The organism is Chloroflexota bacterium (assembly GCA_016875875.1).
In the GTDB taxonomy this organism is placed as follows: domain Bacteria; phylum Chloroflexota; class Dehalococcoidia; order GIF9; family UBA5629; genus 9FT-COMBO-48-23.
The window spans coordinates 68,132-89,013 of record VGOP01000001.1; the positions used below are offsets into that span (position 1 = coordinate 68,132).

The 20,882-nt window shown below is 48.4% G+C and carries 17 protein-coding genes; 2 read left to right on the top strand and 15 right to left on the bottom strand.

The window, feature by feature from the left end; genetic code table 11:
• Position 1: 1 nt before the first annotated feature.
• The 14 genes from FJ023_00325 to FJ023_00390 form a co-directional block, all read right to left on the bottom strand.
• Complete coding sequence (locus FJ023_00325; protein ID MBM4445791.1) at positions 2–1,138, bottom strand: radical SAM protein; 1,137 nt, start codon at positions 1,136–1,138, stop codon at positions 2–4.
• A complete protein-coding gene (locus FJ023_00330; protein ID MBM4445792.1) occupies positions 1,135–2,295 on the bottom strand; it encodes a radical SAM protein in 1,161 nt (386 codons plus the stop codon). The genes FJ023_00325 and FJ023_00330 overlap by 4 nt, the downstream gene beginning before the upstream one ends.
• Before the next feature lie 222 nt (positions 2,296–2,517).
• Positions 2,518–6,735, bottom strand: a complete 4,218-nt coding sequence (locus FJ023_00335) for a PAS domain S-box protein (GenBank protein MBM4445793.1) — start codon at positions 6,733–6,735, stop codon at positions 2,518–2,520.
• Positions 6,736–6,813: 78 nt separating this feature from the next.
• A complete protein-coding gene (locus tag FJ023_00340; protein ID MBM4445794.1) occupies positions 6,814–7,932 on the bottom strand; it encodes a response regulator in 1,119 nt (372 codons plus the stop codon).
• Between the two features lie 28 nt (positions 7,933–7,960).
• Positions 7,961–8,230, bottom strand: coding sequence for a hypothetical protein (locus tag FJ023_00345; GenBank protein MBM4445795.1), 270 nt, complete (start codon positions 8,228–8,230; stop codon positions 7,961–7,963).
• Positions 8,227–8,601, bottom strand: a complete 375-nt coding sequence (locus FJ023_00350; GenBank protein MBM4445796.1) for a response regulator — start codon at positions 8,599–8,601, stop codon at positions 8,227–8,229. The genes FJ023_00345 and FJ023_00350 overlap by 4 nt, the downstream gene beginning before the upstream one ends.
• Positions 8,602–8,611: 10 nt before the next feature.
• Positions 8,612–9,169, bottom strand: coding sequence for a response regulator (locus FJ023_00355; protein ID MBM4445797.1), 558 nt, complete (start codon positions 9,167–9,169; stop codon positions 8,612–8,614).
• A gap of 252 nt (positions 9,170–9,421) precedes the next feature.
• Positions 9,422–10,543 (bottom strand): CBS domain-containing protein, encoded by a 1,122-nt coding sequence (locus FJ023_00360; GenBank protein ID MBM4445798.1) that lies wholly within the window; start codon positions 10,541–10,543, stop codon positions 9,422–9,424.
• Positions 10,544–10,597: 54 nt separating this feature from the next.
• Positions 10,598–11,131: a C_GCAxxG_C_C family protein gene (locus FJ023_00365; GenBank protein MBM4445799.1), complete on the bottom strand. Its 534-nt coding sequence runs from the start codon at positions 11,129–11,131 to the stop codon at positions 10,598–10,600.
• Positions 11,132–11,143: 12 nt separating this feature from the next.
• The gene (locus FJ023_00370) at positions 11,144–11,752 is read right to left on the bottom strand and encodes a hypothetical protein (protein ID MBM4445800.1); all 609 of its coding nucleotides are present in this window, start codon (positions 11,750–11,752) and stop codon (positions 11,144–11,146) included.
• Between the two features lie 93 nt (positions 11,753–11,845).
• Positions 11,846–12,331, bottom strand: a complete 486-nt coding sequence (locus tag FJ023_00375) for a GNAT family N-acetyltransferase (GenBank protein MBM4445801.1) — start codon at positions 12,329–12,331, stop codon at positions 11,846–11,848.
• Positions 12,332–13,390 (bottom strand): ATP-grasp domain-containing protein, encoded by a 1,059-nt coding sequence (locus tag FJ023_00380; protein MBM4445802.1) that lies wholly within the window; start codon positions 13,388–13,390, stop codon positions 12,332–12,334.
• Positions 13,315–14,322: an ATP-grasp domain-containing protein gene (locus FJ023_00385; protein ID MBM4445803.1), complete on the bottom strand. Its 1,008-nt coding sequence runs from the start codon at positions 14,320–14,322 to the stop codon at positions 13,315–13,317. The genes FJ023_00380 and FJ023_00385 overlap by 76 nt, the downstream gene beginning before the upstream one ends.
• Entirely contained in the window at positions 14,294–15,556 is a 1,263-nt protein-coding gene (locus FJ023_00390) for a KamA family radical SAM protein (GenBank protein ID MBM4445804.1), read from the bottom strand. Before FJ023_00390 ends, FJ023_00385 begins: the two co-directional genes overlap by 29 nt.
• A 404-nt stretch (positions 15,557–15,960) precedes the next feature.
• Between FJ023_00390 and FJ023_00395 the strand changes: the two genes are divergently transcribed.
• Both FJ023_00395 and FJ023_00400 read left to right on the top strand, forming a co-directional pair.
• Positions 15,961–16,530 carry a hypothetical protein gene (locus FJ023_00395; protein MBM4445805.1) on the top strand — a complete coding sequence of 190 codons (570 nt, stop codon included), beginning with the start codon at positions 15,961–15,963 and terminating at the stop codon, positions 16,528–16,530.
• A gap of 165 nt (positions 16,531–16,695) precedes the next feature.
• Positions 16,696–17,307: a CDP-alcohol phosphatidyltransferase family protein gene (locus FJ023_00400; protein ID MBM4445806.1), complete on the top strand. Its 612-nt coding sequence runs from the start codon at positions 16,696–16,698 to the stop codon at positions 17,305–17,307.
• Between the two features lie 276 nt (positions 17,308–17,583).
• Here the strand turns inward: FJ023_00400 and FJ023_00405 are convergent, their stop codons facing one another.
• The gene (locus FJ023_00405) at positions 17,584–20,850 is read right to left on the bottom strand and encodes a hypothetical protein (protein ID MBM4445807.1); all 3,267 of its coding nucleotides are present in this window, start codon (positions 20,848–20,850) and stop codon (positions 17,584–17,586) included.
• Positions 20,851–20,882: the final 32 nt, after the last annotated feature.

Consider the following 20,882-nt stretch of genomic DNA (forward strand, 5'->3'; position numbering starts at 1 on the left):
TCTATCTGTTCTTTCTAAGTGCTAACGGTTCATATATGCAGTACGGCTCAGCTTCCAGAAAATCGCCGGTTGATTCGTAGGCTCTGGCCCGACAGCCGCCACAAACGCTTTTGTATTCGCAGATGCCACATTTTCCCTTGATGTTCGATACGTCTCTTAATTCACGGAACAGCCTTGAATTCGTCCAGATTTGTCTGAAATTCATATCTCTTATATTCCCGGCTTCCACATCCAGATAACCACACCCCTGCACTCTACCCCTATGGGAGATGAAGCAGAAACTAATGCCAGCCAGGCAACCTCGTGTTATAGAGTTTATGGCGTGACCTCTGGTTCTCATTGCCGGTTTCGCACCAAGCAATGTTTCTTGCGGATTGCTCTCCTTGCTTCTCTGTCTCATTATTCGCTGGTAATGAGGGGCATCCGTGGGCTTGAAGAATATTCTGTTCCCCAGTTCTTTTTGATTATCATAGGCCCAATTTAGAATTTGCTCATATTCTTCTGGAGACATTTCTACTGCTCCGAGTCCCTTGCCCCGGCCTGTTGGCACTAACATAAATGGATGGAAGGCAACCGCTCCTACCTCAATGGCGAGGTTCAGTAAATCATTCAGATACTTCATATTTAGCCTGGTGATGGTGCTGTTGATTTGAACTTCGATGCCTGCCTGGCGTAATCGGGCTATTCCTGAAATGGCTGTTTGGAAAGCGCCTGCCTTACCACGGAACTCGTCCTGAAGCTCGGCTGTGGGAAAATCTATGCTGACAGCCACCCTCGATATGGGTATTGCCTTCAGCTTAGCGGCAATGTCCTCGGTGATGATGGTACCGTTGGTGCCCATTACCACCCTTAGTCCTTTTGTCGCGGCATATCCTGCTATTTGAAAGAGGTCTTGGCGCAGAAGTGGTTCGCCACCGGTGAGGATCAAGACAGGTTTGCTTACCTCCAGTATGCCATCTATCAGGCGGAGGCATTCTTCGGTGGAAAGTTCATCTTTATAGGTACCGGCAGTGGAAGAGGACCGACAGTGAGCGCAAAACAGGTTGCAACTTCGGGTTATCTCCCAGGCTACCATCTTTAATTTAGCGGTAATGTCTTCTTTTTCGACTCGGCTCTCTCTAACCAATTCTCTTGTCATTGAACAAGTCCGATCTCGCTATCAGTCAAATAACATGCCGGGTCTTCAGCCCAGATGTCGCCGGAAACGGCCTCAGCACGCACCCGTAGGTTGCCATTGCACAACTCGAGGTACTGGCATCTGGCACAGCGTCCTTTGAGTAATCCCTTTCTGTCTTTGAGTCGGCGCATCAGCAGGTCTGAAGTATCCAGCCAGATATCGCCGAATTTACGCTGGCGCACGTTGCCGAATGAGTAGTGCTGCCAGAATTGGTCGGCGTGAACATTCCCCAGTTCGTCAACTGCTCCTATGCGGATGCCTGAATTATTGCCGCCATTGGCTCGGAGCAAAGCCAATACTTTCTCAGCACGTGCCGGGTCTTGTCTCTGCAGCTTAAGGTAAAGATAAACGCCATCGGCGTGATTGTCCACGGTAAGGACTTCTTTGGTAAGTCCACGCTGATAAAGGTCTATGGTGCGGTCACAGATTAAATCAACTACTGCCCTGGTTTGGGAATGGCTTAAGTCGTCTCTGATTAACTTGCCTGCTCGTCCCGCATAGGCAAGATGGTAAAAACAGATTCGCTCTACCCCCTCTCTTTCCACCAGGTCGAAGATAGCTGGTATTGCCATATAGTTGTAGCGAGTAATGGTCAATCTCAAGGAGACTCTTAGTCCCAGAACGACACAGGTTCGGATACCTTGTAAAGCAGCTTTGTAGGCGCCCTTTTTGCCCCGAAATCGGTCGTTTTTAGCACCTATGCCATCCAGACTTATGCCAACCTCGGCGAAGCTGGCATTTCTTATTTCATTGGCCAAACTCTCGGAGATAAGAGTGCCATTCGTTGACAGGACAGTCCTCATCCCTTGTTCTCTGGCAAAGTGGGCTAGCTTGAAGATATCCTGTCTGAGCAAAGGCTCACCGCCGGAAAAGAGAATTACGGGTACACCGAAATCTGCCAGGTCGTGGATGAATGATTTTGCCTGCTCGGTAGTTAAAACTCCAGCAGGGTCTTGTTCGCCGGCGCTACTGTAACAATGGACACAACAAAGATTGCATTTCCTGGTGCAGTTCCAGACGACGATAGGTCGTTGCCTATCGGCTTGGTGTCCTCTGTCGTAGCGAAGGCTGTCACCCGGCCCTACGGCATCACAGAGCAGCCTTGAAATTGAAATCATGCCACGGTTATTATACTTCCAAAGCTTGCCTTTAAGCTATTCTAAACCTTGCCAATACCGCCCATCCCAAAATCATAAATCACAAGCACCAAGCCCTAAACATATTCAAAGCACAAATTTCTAAATCCAAACCATTTTGAATTTGGGCAATTTGAATTTTGGCATTGTTTGAGATTTGGTATTTGAGATTTAGGATTTCCTATAGAGGGTGAGTTTTAGAAGTCACCTTTTGACTAATATGTGCCTTATATTTGCCTTCAGCTCCTTGGCATCAAACGGCTTCATCATGTAAGGTGTTTTTGTCTTGTCAAGAAAATCAATAGTACGTTTTCCCATGACATCGCCGGTGATGAAGGCTACCCTTTTCGTCAGAGATGGGGCTATCTTTTTAAATTGCTTGTATAGCTCGATACCACTCATGCCCGGCATCTTGATGTCAAGCAAGATGAGGCGGTATCTCTTGCTCTTGACCATTTTTAAAGCATCAGCGGCATTGTCCACAGTTTCCACCTGATGCCCTTCTTCGGTCAGCACCTGGCTTACTAACTGCCGTATCACTGGCTCATCGTCTACTACCAGTATCTTGGCTTTAGCCACCTTCTTGGGTTCTTCTATGACAGGCTCAGGCATCTCCAGCTGCTTGTCTTCAGTGGCTATGGGTAATTCCACAACAAAGGTAGCTCCTTTGCCCAACCGGCTTTCAACCCATATCCTGCCCTTATGTTCGGTCACTATGCCGTGGCAGACGCTTAAGCCAAGCCCTGTCCCTTGACCTACCTCTCTGGTGGTGAAGAAGGGGTCAAATATACTCCCTAGATTCTCATCAGCTATACCGGGACCGTTATCTTTAAATGATATCCGGATAGTGTTATCTATCTGCTCTGTCTTAATCGACAGTTTGCCCTTATCATGAGCTAATCTCATCTCGGTCTCGGCATTTATAATTAAATTGAGAAACACCTGCTGGAGTTGACCGGGGTCGGCGATGGTCATGGGTAAATCACGAGCCAGTTGGAGAGCAACCTTTATATTGCTGGATGCCAGCTCATAGGCTCGCAGGTCGAGTGTGGTATGTATAAGTTCGTTCATGTTGACGTATCTTTGCTCCGGCCTTGTCTGACGGGCGAAGACAAGCAGTTTTTTGACAATGCCGGCTACCCGCTGAGCACCTTCATTGATAATCTCCACATCTTGCCGCATATCCTTAAGGATATCTTTTCTGGCTAACAGCAGGTGAGCGTAGCCGATAACCCCGGTCAGTGGATTGTTTATCTCATGAGCGACACCCGAAGCCAGCTCACCGACAGAAGCCAAACGACTGGCGAGCTGAGCCTTCTGCTCCAGTTGCTTCCTTTCCTCTTCTGCCTTCTTGCGCTCGGAAAGGTCCCTGGTAAGGCCCCGAAAGCCAATTATCTCACCCTGCTCGTTTCGCAAAGGAAGGACCGATGTTTCGGAAAGATTTCGAGTTCCGTCCTTTTTGATGCTTATCCTATCAAACAATTTGATTGGCTCACCTGTACGATATACCTTATTGAATGCCTCAAACGCTCTTTGGGATTCCTCGGGTGGCGTGTACACCTTATAGTGCATCCCCATCAGCTCTTCTTTGGAATAGCCCAAGCGGCGACACAATGAATCGTTGAAGAAAGTGAATCTGCCGGCAAGGTCCATCTCAAAGTATGGCTCCTGCATTTCCTCCAGAACAGTCCGATATCTCTCCTCTGACTGCCTTAAAGCCTTCTCCATCTGTATGCGTTTGGTAACATCATGACTGACTCCACGAAAGCCGACAATCTCACCCTTCTTGTTTCGCAGAGGGAAAGCTGAGAGTTCACCCACTCCGGAACTGCCGTCTTTTCGGCCGAATTTAAAAGTGACGGCTCTGATTGACTGACCTTCCCGATATACCCGGTTAAAGGTCTTATAAATGTTTTCGGCATCATCACTAGCAATGATGGCCCGGAAGTTCATACCTATCAGCTCTTCTCTGGAATAGCCCAACTGACGACAGATAATATCGTTTACGAAGCTGAAATTGCCAGCCAGGCCAACTTCAAAATAATCATCCTGCATCTCCTCCAGTATAGTCCGGTACCTTTCCTCAGATTGCCTTAAATACTCATCCATCTGCATACGTTCGGTGACATCGCGGCCGACTCCCCGGAAGCCGATAATCTCACCTTTTTCATTTCGTATGGGAGTAACTGCGATTTCAACATGGCCTGTACTCCCGTCTTTCCGAACGGTTTTATAGGCGAGGTTGCTGATTGGCTTACCTGTTTGATAGACGTGATTGAATTTCTGATACACTATCTCCACATCTTCAGCAGAGGTGACGGCTCGATAGTTTATTCCCATCAGTTCACCGGGAGAATATCCCAGAACTTGATAGAATGAAGGATTGCCAAATGTAAAATTGCCGGCGAGGTCAACCTCAAAGTAAGCATCCTGTATCTCCTCCAATATAGTCCGATACCTCTCCTCTGACCGCCTTAAAGCTTCCTCCATCTGTACGCGTTCGGTAATATCACGACCGATTCCCCGAAAGCCGATTGCCTCGTCATTTTCATTCCGCGCAGGAAAAATTGAGAGTTCGCCAATCCTGTTACTGCCATCCCTTCGAACAGCTTGAAAGTGGAAATTTCTGACCGGCTGGCCCGTCTGATAGACCTTGTTGAAAGCCTTGAAGAGGTTTTGCTGTTCCTGCTCAGAGAAGATGGAACGGTAGCTCATTCCTGTTAGTTTCTCGCGTGAATGGTCCAGCAACTTCGCGCCTGTGTCGTTTACGGAGGTAAAAGTGCCAGCAAGGTCAACCTCATAGTAGCCCTCTTCTGTCTCCTCGAGAATAGTCCGATACCTCTCCTCCGACTGCCTTAAAGCTTCCTCCATCTGCATACGTTCGGTGACATCGCGGCCGACTCCACGAAAGCCGATTATCTCGCCATTCTCGTTTTGCATGGGGAAAGTTGAGAATTCACCCACTCCAAAACTGCCATCTTTTCGAACGATTTTGAAAGTAGAACCTCTGCTTGGCTGGCCTGTAAGATAGACCTGATTAAAGGACTTATAAACGTTTTCGACATCTTCACTAGGGAAGATGGCCCGGTAGTTCATTCCTATCATCTCTTCTCTGGAATACCCCATCTGGCGGCAATTGGCATCATTTACGAAGGTCCAATTGCCAGCCAGGTCAACTTCAAAGTAGTTATCCTGCATCTCGTCCAGTATAGTCCGATATCTTTCCTCTGATCGTCTCAGAGCTTCCTCCATCTGCGTATGTTCGGTAACATCATGGCTAACCCCGCGGAATCCAATCATCTCTCCCTTGTCATTTCGCTTTGGAAACACTGAGGTCTCGTTTAATCTTTTGCTCCCGTCCTTTCGGATAATTTCGTAATGCGTGTTTCTGATTGACTTACCTGTTCGGTAAACTTGATTGAATGTCTTGTACACTTTATCCACATCTCCAGCACTGGTATAGGCCCGATAATTCATCCCCATCATCTCTTTCTTGGAGTATCCTAGCAGGTGGCGTACTGCGTCATTGAAAGAAGTAAAATTGCCAGCAATATCTGTCTCCCAATAGCCTTCTTGAATGTCCTCCAAGATGGTCCGGTACTTCGCCTCTGACTGCCTTAAGGCTTCAACCGTCTGTGCGTGTTCGGTAACATCACGGCCGACTCCCCGAAAGCCGATTATCTCATCTTTTTCGTTTTTCAGAGGGAAAGCTGATATTTCAGCTAGCCCAGTACTGCCATCTTTTCGAGTCATTTTGAAAGTAATGCCTCTGCTTGGCTGGCCCGTAAGATAGATCTGATTAAAGGCCTTGTATACTTTATCTACATCTTCAGGGGCAGTATCAGCCCGATAATTCATTCCTATCAGCTCTTCACTGGAATACCCTAGATTGCGGCAGTGGGCTTCATTTGTGAAAGTAAAGTTACCGGCAAGATCAACCTCGAAGTAGCCATCTTTCATCTCCTCCATTATGGTCCGATATCTTTCCTCTGACTGTCTTAGGTTTGTTTTGGCTGCGTGGAGGTCCGTAATGTCGTGACTGTCCACAAGCACACCTGAAATAGTCCCGTCGATGTCGAAATAATGCTGGTAAGTAACGTCCATAAATCTACGTCCCAATGCGGGGTAATTAAACCACGACTGATAGCGTACTTGCTCGCCGGCAAAGGACCGGTCCAAATAGCCTTTAACGAGTTTGTCGAAGGTTTCAGGCCTTAAAAGCTCGCTGATGTGGTGTCCCACGATCTCTTCGCGTGACCTATTATATGCTCTAAGGTAGCTATCATTTACTGCTCGATAGATATAATTCCTGTCGACAAGTGACAAGAGGTCGGTGGTTGCGGAGGCTATGCGTTCCCATACATTAGAGGCCTCCTGCTTCCCCGTTGGTAATTTCTTTAACCTATCATCCTTTATCTTCACATTCCCTCCCTAGCTACATCTCACCTTGTACCAAATCTGTCCCTTTGCGCGATTTGAAAGACTTGTCCATATGTATGTTCAGAAAGCGTTTTTCTTTTCCTCCGCTTTTTTTAATTTAGGAATAAACCTCATAGTTTTTTTACCTTTGCTCTGGAGGTGCAGGACAATATCGACTATGACCGGGGCAAATTGTTTACCTTTACCCTTTTCCAGTTCGGAGCAGGCGGCTTCATCGGACATTGCCGGTCGATAAGGGCGGTCTGAGGTCATGGCATCATAGGCATCGGCTACGGCTAGAGCCATGGCTCCTTGCGACAATATATTAGTGTAGGCCTCAGCAACTGCTATGATGCTATTCCCTTGTGTCATTTGCTCGCCTGATAGCCCATCAGGGTAGCCGGTGCCATCATAGCGCTCGTGGTGATGTCTGACCATCTCCAATATTTCCTTATCTTCGACTATAGGGCTTAAGATGCGCTCACCTACTTCACAGTGGGACTTTACCAGCTCGAACTCTTCACTGGTGAGCTTGCCAGGCTTGTTTAAGATTAATTCGCTGACTCCTATCTTACCGACATCGTGAAGCAACCCGGCCAGCTTTATCTTCTCGGTCGTGCCTTTTGCTAGGGTTAATTCCCGGGCTACGGCCACGGCTATTTCTGTCACCCTCTCCGAGTGCCCGTGAGTATATTTGTCCTTGGCTTCTAGGGCGTAAGCTAGGGAGGTGGTGGAATTGAGAAACGACTGGCGTATTTTCTTGGTCTGTTCTGCAACTCTCTGTTCCAGATGAAGCTGATAGTCTCTGTTTTCAATCATCAATTTTCTTTTCTCCAGGGCTCTGTCCATGCTAATCGAGAGCACGTTTAGCTCAACGGGCTTGATGATGTAATCATAAGCACCTAGCCTCATCAGGTTTATAGCTGTCTGGATATCAGCTATGGCAGTTATCATGATGACGGCAATATCTGGATGCGTAGTTTTGATTTCCTGCAATACTTCGGGACCGGGCTTGCCTGGCATCATAATGTCCAGCAAAATCAGATCAACCTGGTCAGTTTTCACTAGTTTCAAGGCACTGTTACCATCAGGGGCGGTGAGGCAGTGGTAGCCATCATCGGTCAGCTTGCGGGAAAGGATTTCTCTTACCCGTATCTCATCATCCACGATTAAAATTTTTGCCTTGTTTTTGCTATTCATAACTCGTGCCCTTGCTTTCTGATAATAATCAATTCATGAGGGCTTGCCATGCCTCTGGCGCTCTTCTCGATGAGAGTATATGAAGGCCGGGATTGCCCTGGCGCTCTGTGTCTGGCGGTAGTCCTATTGCGTCATTGCTGTTCCTTTGTTTCTCGTTAGCCTGAACGAAGTGCAATTCAACATGTAGGGGCAGGTCTTTAGAACTGTCTGAAGTCTGAAGCGGATAGACCTGAAGTCCTATCACTTCATCATCTACAATAATCAAGATTTTTACTTTATTCATATCGTCGGCAGTCATTTTTCTGCAAGTGTCCTTTCAATTATGTCTATTAGCTCTATCGGAGTTAAAGGCTTGGGTAAATACGGTCTTCCAGATGAGACAAGGAAGTCATTGGTTTCCTTGCTCATTGTGTCGCCAGTGATGAATACAGTTTTATTAGCCATATCGGAGCGTTTCTGTTTCAAGGTCTCGTAGAGTTCTCTCCCGCCCAGTCCAGACATCTTAATGTCAGCTATAAGGAGGTCGTAGTCGTTTTCAGCCAGCTTGGTTAAAGCGGCTTTACCACTGGGTACGGTGTGCGCTTGGAGCCCGTTATTTGAGAGAATTCTGGCCACAATAGTGCAGATTGCTGGCTCATCATCCACAATCAATACATTCTTTGACATCATGTTTCACCTCCTACTGCCCTGTTTGGCCATTGACTGTCGGCTGCTGATTGAATGTATGGACAGCTTGTAGTATCTCATTATCAGTGAAAGGCTTAATCATTATCATAAAAGGGCCATGCTCCTTGGCTTTCTTGAGCAATTCGCTGTCCGGATAACCGGTGATGATGGCTATTGGTACCTGCTTGTCTATTTTCCTGATGCGTCGGAAAAGCTCGCTGCCATCAAGTTCAGGCATGGCCAAGTCAAGGAAAATCAAATCGAAGCGCTGTCTGTTGACAAGTTCCAGTGCCTCAAGACTGCTTACCATGGTCGTTACCTGGCAACCGTTTTTCTCCAGAGTGTCCCTGAAGAGTTGTCCGATAACGGCTTCATCGTCAACGACTAAGATGTGGGCTGACCTGCCCACCGTCTGCTGGAGTAGCCATTTATCGATCTGGTCTCTGTCGAATCGGAACTGCTTACCGATTTTAATCGCCGGTATCTCGCCCTTATTGGCCTTTCGTATCACTGTTGTGTGGTTTAGCTTGAGATATTTTGCTAGTTCTTGAGGAGTAAGCAATTCTTGCATATTGAAATGCCCCCTTTTGTGAGTCTGAAGTCATTATACGTCCTTACATGCATTTGTCAATACCTTCAATAACTTTGTAGTATAAAAATTGCATAAGAGCATTTTGGAGCATTTTACTGACAAATACGAAAATTAGGCAAAGCAGAGCAAGACGAGGCGGTTAGATATTACCAATGTGTGATGACTAATGTACTGGGTGTATAAAGCTGACTTGTTAGGATAGGTGAGCGATATTGAGCATTGCTCAGGAAGCTATGTGCCCAGTTCGCTGCGGACGCTGATGAAGGCAAGCAGATTGTCACGGGCGATCATGCCGATGATGGTGCCGTCTTTAACTACCGGAAGTTGATTGATGTTATTTTCCGTCAATATTCGCAGGACGGTGCCCAGGTCTTCATTGGGGCCCACTGACTTCAGATTAGCCAGGGGAGTCATGGCCTCCCCCACCGTTTTAGCAGGCCATTGTGTTCGAGGAACTGCCTTGATGTCGTGTATGGTAATGAGCCCGAGGACTTTATTGTGCTGTACCACGGGGAAGCAGCGGCGGCCGGAGGTCAGCATTTGCTCGTTTACCAGTTGCTGTATGGTGAGTTCTGGTTGTACAATCGGGCAATCCTGCGTCATCAGCTCGCTGACACGGTGCCCTTTGAGTATATCCTGAAGGGCTAGCTGGCGGTAGCTGCTGGCAGCGGCGTTTTCCAGAAACCAACCGATGAAAGCCAGCCATAGCCCGTTTATCCACTCACCGAAGAAAATCATCGCTATGCCGATGATGATAAGCAGGTAGCCAATTCCACGGCCCACGTTGGATGCTATCCGTGTGGCCTTGCGCAGGTCTTTGCTTCGCCACCATAATAGTGAACGGAACACCCGACCGCCATCGAGCGGGAAGCCGGGTATAATGTTGAAGCCAGCTAGGAAGATATTGATCCATCCAAGCCAGAAGCACATTGCCTTTATAAATTCAGGCACACTCGTTATCCAGTACCAAATTGCCAGGAATATGCCTCCCAGTGCCAGGCTGGTCAGTGGGCCGGCCAGAGCCATGCGCAGTTCAACCTGCGGCTGTTTGGGTTCTTCGACCATCTGAGATACACCGCCAAAGATAAAGAGGGTTATGGATTGGATTGGTATGCCTGCTGCCTGAGCTACCAGGCTATGCATCAGTTCATGGGCTAAAACAGAACCGAAGAACAGCAAGCTTGTCACCACGCCGGCGATTATTGAAGTGGCCAGGTTCCAGTGCGGGTAAGTAACCGAGAAATAGCCAGCTGTCAGTGACCAGACGACGAGTATGAAGATGATGAACCAGGAGTAATGTAACCTTAGAGGTATGCCGAATGCCTTGCCGATGGATATACCTTCCGTCAGCATATCAAATCACCTTTTCCGTAACTAAGATTATAACGGTCTTGGCTGGTCACAAGTCTAAGATTTCCCCTCCTTAGCCTTTAGAGCTTCCCTTTCTCTTTCCTCTAGTATGATTTTGGTAGTGAGTCGGGCGATCTCCCCAGTGAGTGTTGAGCATTTGTCTGGCAGTCCTGCTTTTATGGCTGCCTCCGTTTCAGCCGGGTCGTAAAAGTTAAAGAATCTGCCGGCAAGCCTTGTTTGGATGTCAGCGCATCGGCAGACACCATATTTTTCAATAAACCCGTCATATAGTTTTTTGGACAGGATGAGAGACTTTATCATTTTCCCACGTTTATTGAAGTCTTCCTTTTTTCTGCCAAAAAGATAACTTATGGCCATAGTGCCGCCAGAGAGGGCACCGCAATGCCCGTCTCCGGTTAGTCCGACTCCGTCAGCGAAACCAGTTGCGGCTCTGAAAACATCATCATTTTTAATGCCTAGCGTCTCAAATACAGCAGCAATAACACATTGGGCGCAATTACCGTTCTCCATCTCATATCTTTTGGCGTTTTCTAATACGCTGTTGAAAATCTCTTCTGTTGATTTTTCCATGTATTTGTCCCCTTATTTGAAGATTTGCTCCCAGATTGATATTCTATTTTGTTTTGTGATCGTCCGCTGTTTTTCTACTTGGACAGGGACTTCCCGGTATTTGATAATCTCTTTATACTTCGTCACTTGCTGTGTTTCAGTCCAACTCATGGCTAAATAGATGTAGCAGTCTTCTCCCCACATTACATTTTCTTGGAATCTGGCACGGTATTTACCTTGTGAGAGGGGCAAGTCGATAGAGCCTTGAGTACCAAAAGTCTCCCAGAGAATGCGGTTTGCGGCGGTGATGATTACAAAGCTGCCTGGAATAGGGTTTTCGAATTTGCCAACCAGCTGTGCACTAGGTTTATCAATGTTGAAAGGAACTATAATTCCGCTAGGGATGACTTTATAGAACCCGTCAGCGAAGACGTTGGTTTTTTCGTAGACCTCTTCGGCTGCATATGGCTCACTGACCGAATAGGTTTCCTGTCTCATTTCGGTGACGTAGTAGGTCTCAATAGTCTCGGTGGATATAACCTTGAGTGGTAGAGCAAAGACAAGGGCAATCAGTACAAAAGCGGTTATGATACCAGCAACAAGTGGCTTCCAATTGTTTGGCTTATCTTCCCAAGACTTCACGTTGACCTCTTAGAGATTGCTTTGGGGCTTATGCTGCTCACAATGAACAATAGGCGGTCTTACCCTGTGTTGATTTGGTTCGCGAGGTATAGCTTACCTCAGCCGCTTCTGGAAGACAAGTTTATTATCGCCAGGCGTGTAGAAGTCGGCAATGCAGCAGGCCAGTTCATAGCCTTGTGATTTATAGAAGTGCCTTGTTGTCTCGTATTCTGGCTTGGAGGATGTCTCAATGAGAGTTAGCCTGCCCCTGGTTTCTTTAATGTTGTCCTCGGCAAAAGTCAGCAGGGCTTTCCCTATGCCTTGGCTTTGTTGATCTGGGGCGACTGCCAACCAGTATATATCCCAGGTTCCTTCAGTCAGTGGTGTGGGCCCATAGCAAATATAGCCGACGATTGATGAATCGACTTCAGCTGCGAAGACATGGTATCCTGATCGAATCGGGTCGTGCAGATAGCTATCGAGAACTTCTTCGGCTACATCCACCTCGGTCGGCCTGAATTCCGGCATATTCCTTAACATCTGCATTATGGATGACTTGTCCTCGTCGGTCATTGGCCTGACTTTCAATTTCATTCTCATCTATGTTCTCTCAATGGCGAGTTGCACAATCTGTTCAATGAACTGGTTATATGTCATTCCGGCAGCTTGAGCTTGAAGTGCTGCACCGGCGTCAGGTGATATATCAGGATTGGGGTTTACCTCTATAACTTTTAGCTGGTCTTTGACATCCAGCCGAAAATCGACCCTGGCATAACCATGAGAACCCAGCAATCTGAAGGCGAGGAGGGCAGTCTGAGCGATGTGCTCTCGTAACTCCGTGCCTATTTCGGCCGGGCAAACGGCTTTGGTATGCTCGAAGTACACACTTTGTGGATCCCATTTGGCGGCAAAGGTGAGAATCCTGGGCATTTCAGATGGCAGGGAATAGACTATCTCGGAGATGGGCAAAGCTCTGGGTTCGCTGGTTCCTAGGACTGTGATGTTGAATTCACGGCCATCAACAAACTCCTCTACCAGTGCCCTTCTCCCGAAATGCTTGCTTATCTCTGCCACCTGCTTTTCCAGTGAGGCAAAGTCGTATACCACACTTTCCTCTGATATACCGTTGCTTCCGTCCTCTGCGTACGGTTTGACGATACAGGGGTAGTTCATATGAAACAAAGATATTGTCTTGGGGCCTAACAGCTGGTATTTGGGCGTGTCTACCCCTATTGCTGCTAGACGTGCCTTCGCCTTTGTTTTGTCTAGCCCCAGAGATAAGGCAGTTCCGGAGCAACCGGTGTATGTTAGGCCCTGCTCGGAAAGAAAATTGACTACGGCTGCCTCCGTTTCGGGATAGCCATCAAAGCCTTCGAAGAGATTGAAGACTAAATCTGCCTCTAATCCTTTGAGGCTGTCTCTAGCTGACTCGAGTGGTGGCAGCAGGGGTAGGCGAGCAACATGGTATCCAGATTCAGTCAGGGCTTGGTGTGCTGCATCCACTCCGTCGAGGATGGCGAGCGATGCTTTCCTTTCTACATTGGTTCTATAGAGGTCAGGGTTAGGCGTATTATAGATGATTGCTATTCTCGGACGCACTGCGGGTACCTTTGTAAGGCGGCATTGAGTATAGTTGAAATGAGAGCTTGATATGTCCAGCCCAGGTTGCTAGCCATAATAGACAGGTCGCTGCTCTTTGAGTTGAGCCCTGCCAGCGGATTTATCTCCAGAAAGTAAGGCACCCCTTGGGGGTTGAGTTTGAAGTCTAGCCTAGCAAAATCACGGCAGCCCAGTGACTTGAAAATCTTAAGGCTTGAATCTGTAATTTCTTCCAGGATTTCTGGCTCCAGCCGGGCAGGACACTCATAATCTACCAGTTGCTCCCATTCCCGTTTTATTTCGAGCGAGTATATAAAATAGGTATGTGTCTGTTTGGGCAAAACACGCATTACGCCCAGAACTGTTGGTGGTGAATTACCGACCATGCCAACCGTAACCTCATCACCAGCGATGAATTCCTCTACCATCACCGGTTGCTTGTAGTGCTCGAGAAGTTCTGTTGTTACTTCGGCTATTTGTACCGTAGTCTCTACCTTGGAGCCAAGGCGAATGCCCTTGCTTGAGCCTTCATAGGCTGGCTTTACAAAGGCGGGGAGTGGCAAGTCGTCACAGGTTATTTGTTTTAATTGCCTGTAATCTGTGATTAGCTGCCATTTTGGAGTGCGAACACCTGCCGCTGCCACCAGCCGTTTAGTCAGGGATTTGTCCAGGCAAATCGCCAGACACTGGGGATCTGAACCTGAATAAGGTATATCGAGCATTTCCAGAATGGAGGGCACCTGAGCCTCTCTGCTCTTGTAGTTACCCAGTCCTTCAGAGATGTTGAAAACGAAGTCGACGTTATTATGGAGGATATTGGTAATGAACTCTTTACCGCCACCCAGTTTGATTACCGAGTGCCCTAAGGACTCGAGGGTAGTAGCAAGAGCCTCCACTGTCTCTGGAGAGTCATACTCTTCGAGGGCATCCTCGGGACAGTTAGGGGTAGAGATGACAGTCTCTTTAAGGTCGTATGCGAGACCTATTTTCATTTCTGACTCTCACTGGCTGGAGTTGACGCTGTGTTTGGTTGAGACTATCGGAAAATAGATTATCAGCTAGCTCTGCTCCAGCAGTTGGTTCGGAGCCGGTTTTATCTCTAGGGTTCCGATACCAGACGAAGCGTCCCTGATAGTTTCTTAGTACCAACTCTTCTTTTGTTTGCGTCAACACATAGTTTGGCTGGAGAGGCACTTTGCCGCCACCTTCTGGCAGGTCTATGACGAAGGTGGGGATAGCCAGACCTGAGGTATGGCCACGCATACCCTCTATTATTTTGATTCCGGTTTCTACAGAGGTGCGTAGGTGTTCTGTTCCCTGAACCTCGTCGCATTGAAACAGATAGTAGGGGCGCACCTTTATCTTAAGGAGTTCATTACAGAGTTTCGTCTGTGTTTCTACGTTATCATTTATGCCACGAAGCAGTACAGACTGGTTGTTCACTGGAACACCGGCTCGTAGGAGACGGTCACAGGCAGCTGCTGATTCAGGTGTTATTTCACGGGGGTGGTTGAATTGAGTGTTAAGCCATATTGGCCCGTACTTTGACAGCATGCCACACAGTTCGTCATCTACGCGATGTGGCAGCACCACTGGGAATCGGGTGCCGATGCGGATTATTTCGACATGGTCTATTTGTCTCAATTTGGAGATAACGTCTTCCAATCGATGCGTAGAAAGAGTCAAAGGGTCACCGCCGGAGAGGATGACGTCTCTGATGGTCTTGTGCTTGCGGATGTAGTCCAGCATAGCCTTGATTTCACTCGGAGTGCGTACCCAGCCACCATTGTGCCATTCCCTTTTTCGCGTGCAGTGGCGACAAAACATTGGACAGATATCTGTGAGCACCATCAGTATCCTGTCCTGATAGCGGTGGACCAGTCCGGGGACCACGGAATCCCTTTTTTCTCCAAGAGGGTCTTCAAAACCTACACTGCCAAGCGTTATCTCTTTGAAAGAAGGTATTGCCTGTTTTCGGATAGGGTCATCTGGGTCGTATGTGTTAATTAGGGAGAGGTAGTAAGGTGTTACTGAAAGAGGATATTTTGTGGTTACTAGTTTAAGCTGAGTTTTTTCTTTAGCTGCAAGGGGAATTAGAGTGGATAGTTTCTCAACAGTGGTAATTCGGTTGCGAAACTGCCATTTCCAATCGTTCCAATTTTGCTCTGGTATAGGGACGGAGAGCCTGTATTCATTAATAACGGCCGTACCATCGGTAACGGCCATCCTACCTGGAGGTTCTTCTTCCTCTGCCACCACTTCATTTCTTGTGGTGGCGATGCCAGGAGGTTCTTCTTCCTCTGCTTGGTTTTTTATCGCTGTTGGTTTTGTCATCTATTGATTCTCCTCAACTTATTATATTAAAATGCTTAACAATTTATGAAACATCATAAATGAAATCCTTTTCATTAACACGCTAACATACTTTTCCCAATTTGTCAATATTTTTAGTGGGTTAAACTTGAACTTTTTAAGAAAGTGAATAAATCACAGTTTGACAAAAGTATGTATAATGCTTAAGATTTTTTGCCTGTGCTGAAACCCATCTAAAAGGGCAGTGCATATTTCAAGGTTGAATAGCGGTGTTTGTTTCAAGTGTGAGCTAGTTCTTTGGTATAAAAGGAGCGACTATGACAAGAGAAGCCAGCATTGTTTATTTCGATTCTCTCGGCCCTGACAACACGGAGGAGACGTTCAAGTTAGTCAAAGTCAGGGCCAAGGAGCTTGACATAAAGACAATTGTGGTAGCTTCAACGACGGGTGATACCGGGGTTAAGGCTGCCGAGGAGTTCAAGGGCTATAGAGTTGTTGTGGTATCCCACACGGCTGGCTTCACAGCTCCGGGCACGCAGGAACTTACTCCGGAAAACAGAAAAAAAATAGAGAAGCTGGGGGCGGAGATTTTCACCGGCGCTCATGCCTTCGGTGGTATATCTCATGCGGTAAGAAGAGCTTTTAACACACACGTTTTGGGAGATTTCATGGCTAATACGCTTAGGATGTTCGGTCAGGGGGTGAAGGTAGCCATTGAGATAAGTATTATGGCTACTGACGCTGGCCTTGTAAGCCCGGACGGAGAGGTCATAGCAATAGGGGGGACGGTAAGGGGGGCCGATACAGCTATCGTACTTAAGCCAGCCCACGCTCATGATGCCTTTTCCCTCAGGGTAAAGGAAATAATCTGCAAGCCACGACTCTAAGGCCCATTTTTCTGACTATCCGTCTGAGCGCAAGGCACTGGTGCATGGCGTGTGGTAATAAATAGCACTCGATATGGCAATTTCCGCGCTACCCATGATTGACAGGTATCTAAATGTCATGCTATTCTGCCTTCTCATAACAACAGGAAGGAGTGTCCTACGCTCATGAAATCGAAGAAAAAGGATAAACAGGCATCAAAAGAGGAATTGAAATTGGCACTCAATGTACCCAATGTTATAACCGCAGTGCGCGTGGTTATGGCTGGTATCATCGCTTGGCTCTTGTGGCAAGGAGAATTCCTGGCGGCGGGCATTTTAATCCTTATTGCCGCGGCTACTGACGGACTAGATGGCTTACTAGCCCGTAGACTTGGACAATCGAGCCTGGGTGGGTCACTTTTCGACCTGGTGGCTGACGAGATATTATTTATGCCCAGCCTAATATTGGCGATAGCCGCGGGACTGTTTTCAAGGGCAGACAGCCTGATGCCCTTAAATCCCTATCCCTACGCGGTGCTTGCGCTTGCCGGAGGAGTTGCGGTGCTTGCCGGCGTAGGCACATATCTTTGGAAACGCCGGAGTCGTAACATTGAGTTTCCCACTCCCACAGGGGTAGCCAAGGTTAACTTCTGGTTTTGGCTGGCACCACTGGTGGTAGCCGTTTTTGGTATCGGCCCTGGCTGGCTGCTTGCTGCCCTGATGTATTTAGCGATTATCTCGACTGTGCTCACATTCTATTCCTATCTTAAGAAGGGCAGCTATGTCTTTACTGACTGACCTTGCACCCAGTCTTGCTCGTTAGACTATCAATCTCTTGATTGCCAGCTTCAGTACTGAGCATCACTGCTAGCTAAAGGTCAACTCGTACTTTGAGGCCAAAGTTCTATAGCAGCTAGTTTGCTGTTACCAGACATAGTGACTGATTGTCAATCCGTCTTGAGTTGAAGGTAGTGAATTTACCAAAGCAACGCTATCACCAACTATAGTCTTCTTACGACCGGGTGATTTCTATGAGAAATTCGATGATGATACCAAGACTGCTTAGAAATTGCACTAGAGTAACCGCCGAAGAAGGAGCACAAATAGATATATGTCTACCAGTAGGCCACATATAATTATTGTCCAAGCCCACGCCGGAATTGGGCGTTGAGGATAAGATGGTGGTTGTGGTGCTGGTGGAGGCTGGGTCTGGAAGCAGAAGGTAGCACTCCAATCGCTGGGCACCGGCTCAATTGCCATGACTTGCCAGAAATAGGCAGTGCTGTAGTCCAATGTGACTACATAACTGTAGCTGGTGGTGGGCAATTCTGTCTCGACTACAACATCAGTCATCGCCGCATCTTTGGCTAGAACGAACTTGTATCTTTGTGTACCTTGGAATGGTGACCAGGAGAACGACGCTGGCTTGACCGGGCAATGGATACAGCCGTTATCCGGCGATAGCAACTGAAGACCATAATAAGGGTGGGTTGTAGGCAGGCCGGCCTGAACAGTAAAAATTTCCCGCCATGACCACGGGCTTTGGATGGCATCGCCTGTGGCCACATCTTGAACCATGACTCTCCAATAGTAAGAGTGACCGGCCTCGAGGGCAGGTACTGTCCAGTTATCGCTATTGGCATCAAGGACTGTACCGCCGCCGGGAGGTATGAACAACGCCGGAGCATCTAAGTCAGGTGGGATGTAAAACGGTCCACTCCAGGCACTACCTATATCGGCGACCAGTATGGCGAAATCTTCGTCCTTGGCTATCTGAATTCGATAGCCCCTGGATAAAGAACTCGGCTGCCATGTGAGGTTTATCTCGCTGGCTCTGCCGCTTACCGGGTCATATTTTACTGTAGCATTGGTTATCGGTGATGTGGGAGTGGGGCCGTTCCAGGCGAGGTCGTCTATATATCTCCAGACTCCGCCCTGGGGTGGATTATAGGGGCGCTGGTCAATGAGCCAGATGGTTATAGGCTCGCCGGATGATAAGCCGCCACATATTCTGAGCCTTGTGGTAGGGTCTGTGCCGAAGTTGACAAGTGGGTCAAGGCCGGCACCGGCCCATGCCCATCTGACATACGAGCCCCAGGCGTCAGAGAAATAGAAGTTGCCGCTTCGGGATATGGTTAAGCCGGTGGTGGGGGTTGGCCAGCCTTGCCCTCCCCACAGTGTTGCCCAATTATCTCTTTCAGGAATGGGCCAGGACCAGGTTCCACCGCCGTAGTAGATTGACCACTCATACATGCCGCCGGTGTTTATGGCAAAAATCTCCCCGTTGCTATTGTAGCCAGAATGGGCGACTACCAGCGTATTGCCTCTTGTGGGAAGCTGCTTGGTGATAGTGCTGAAGGTAGTGCCACCATCTGTGGAGTAAGCCACGTCATAGATGCCAACGCCTCCTCCGCCCACGACGATGTGTCCCTTGTCATTATCCGGTGTTAGCCCAATATAGGCGGTGGCGATGCTGTATCCGGTATCGAGTTCGGTAGGGACGACGGCATGGGATACCCAACCTGTTCCGCTGAAGATGAACTTCTGCACCAGGCCGTCAGGGCTAAGGATATACAAAGTGCTGCTATCCTCGGCTGCTATGTCCTGGACAGCGAGCCTGGGACTGATGATATTAGTCCAATAATCACCGAAGTCCGGCGACCACATTATCTTTTGTGTCCCCACGGCTGCCCATACCACCACCTGACCATCAGCTTTATCGCCCGCCAGTCTGAGAATGGCTAAATCGGTTTGACCGGAAGCACAGCGTTGGTCTGTGGTAGGCGTGCACAGCACGCGCTCCCAATAGGTGTCGACTGGTGAGCTCTGGCTGCGCCAAACGCTATCGAATCCAGAGCAGTCAACATTATCACTCACTGAAGCCAGATAGATAGTTGAGCAATCCGGAGATGGGGCTATGTCAGTGAACCGGCTGATTTTGGTATCTATCAAGGCAAGCTGGTTCCACGTTTCACCGTTGTTGCGAGTTATGGAGAAGGCTGATTCATCGAGGTCTTCACCGACAAGGTAGGGAATTGGCCAGTTGGCGCCGGCTACAAGAACTGCGCTACTGGCTGTTCCAGCGTAGGCGATTGAGCCGTCGGGTGACCAGGCAACTTGTGTGTTACCGTAGCCGGAGCCGGTGCAGTTGTCAGTGCCGGCAGCCCCAGTAAGTGGCTTCATGGCTGGATACCAGCATGGGATGGGGCAGGTGGTGGGTGAATCGGTAAACCAGGTCATCACAGTAGCTGAGCAGGGGTCGCCAAGAACTTCACCGGCAAGAAGCTTGCCTGACGCATAGGTGCCGTAGCAGGAGATGCTGGAAATCCTCTTGGTTGTAGTGGCGGACATCAATTGATATATCATGGTGTCATCGATGCGGTAAATGCCACCATTACCGGTGGCTCCAGCGTCGTCGACGCTGATATAGTAGCGGCGCAGGCTAAGTGCTTGGCCTGAAAAGTCGATAGGTAGCTCTAAGTCGGCGCCGATGACCTGGTTTGCTGTGGGTGAGGTACCTGGAGCTCCTGCGGTGATTTCTGGCGGAGAGCCACCGTAGACCGTAGTCCAGTTGGTGGTATTGTTATCCAAGTCGTGAATGCCGGCATTAAGATAAGTGCCGGTTGCGTCTGTGTAGACAATGGCTATGATGGCATCGCCGGGGTAGTTGGGCGAGAATTTCAGGGACAATATATCGCCGGTGAAGCCCTGATTAATCCAGGTATCATACTCAGGTGCCTTTAGAATCCAAATGGTGCCGCCGCCAGCTCCGGTACGGGTGGCAATGGCGATATCGCGGCTGCCGTAGCTCATAGAGATATCAATGGCGCTTATGTTGCTGGCTGCAGGGCAATTCGTATTCTGCCATTCAGTGCCCCCGTTCTTCGATACCCAAACGCTTCGAGGCAGAATACTGGCGCTGTCGTTAGCAATAGCGGCGACAAAATTGATGTCGTCTGGAGCTACGGCTACATTCCACACGTGAAAGTTAGCTTGCTCAGCTGGCGTCATTGCTTGGTAAAGGTACCGGCTAATAGTATCGCTCCAGGATGCGCCGCTATTCGTTGATTTGTAGAGGGCTCTGCTGCCATTACCATTGTTTGGATTCGCAATATCCACGGCGTAAAAGGTCTTGCCGTCTGAACCGATTACGATACGATTGACCTCGCAGGGACTGACGATATCATTGCTGTCGGGAAGCGCTCCTGGTGTGTTGATGCGAGTCCATCTAAGTGACTCCGAGTCTGCTGAAACTGGCTTTGGGCTAGTGGCCAGCAGCATATTGCCCAGTATCGATGAGATAATGAAAAGACACGTGATGGAAGCTCGCCTTATCTTCATGTCCTTCTCTCGACTGTGATAAGCCGAAGGCC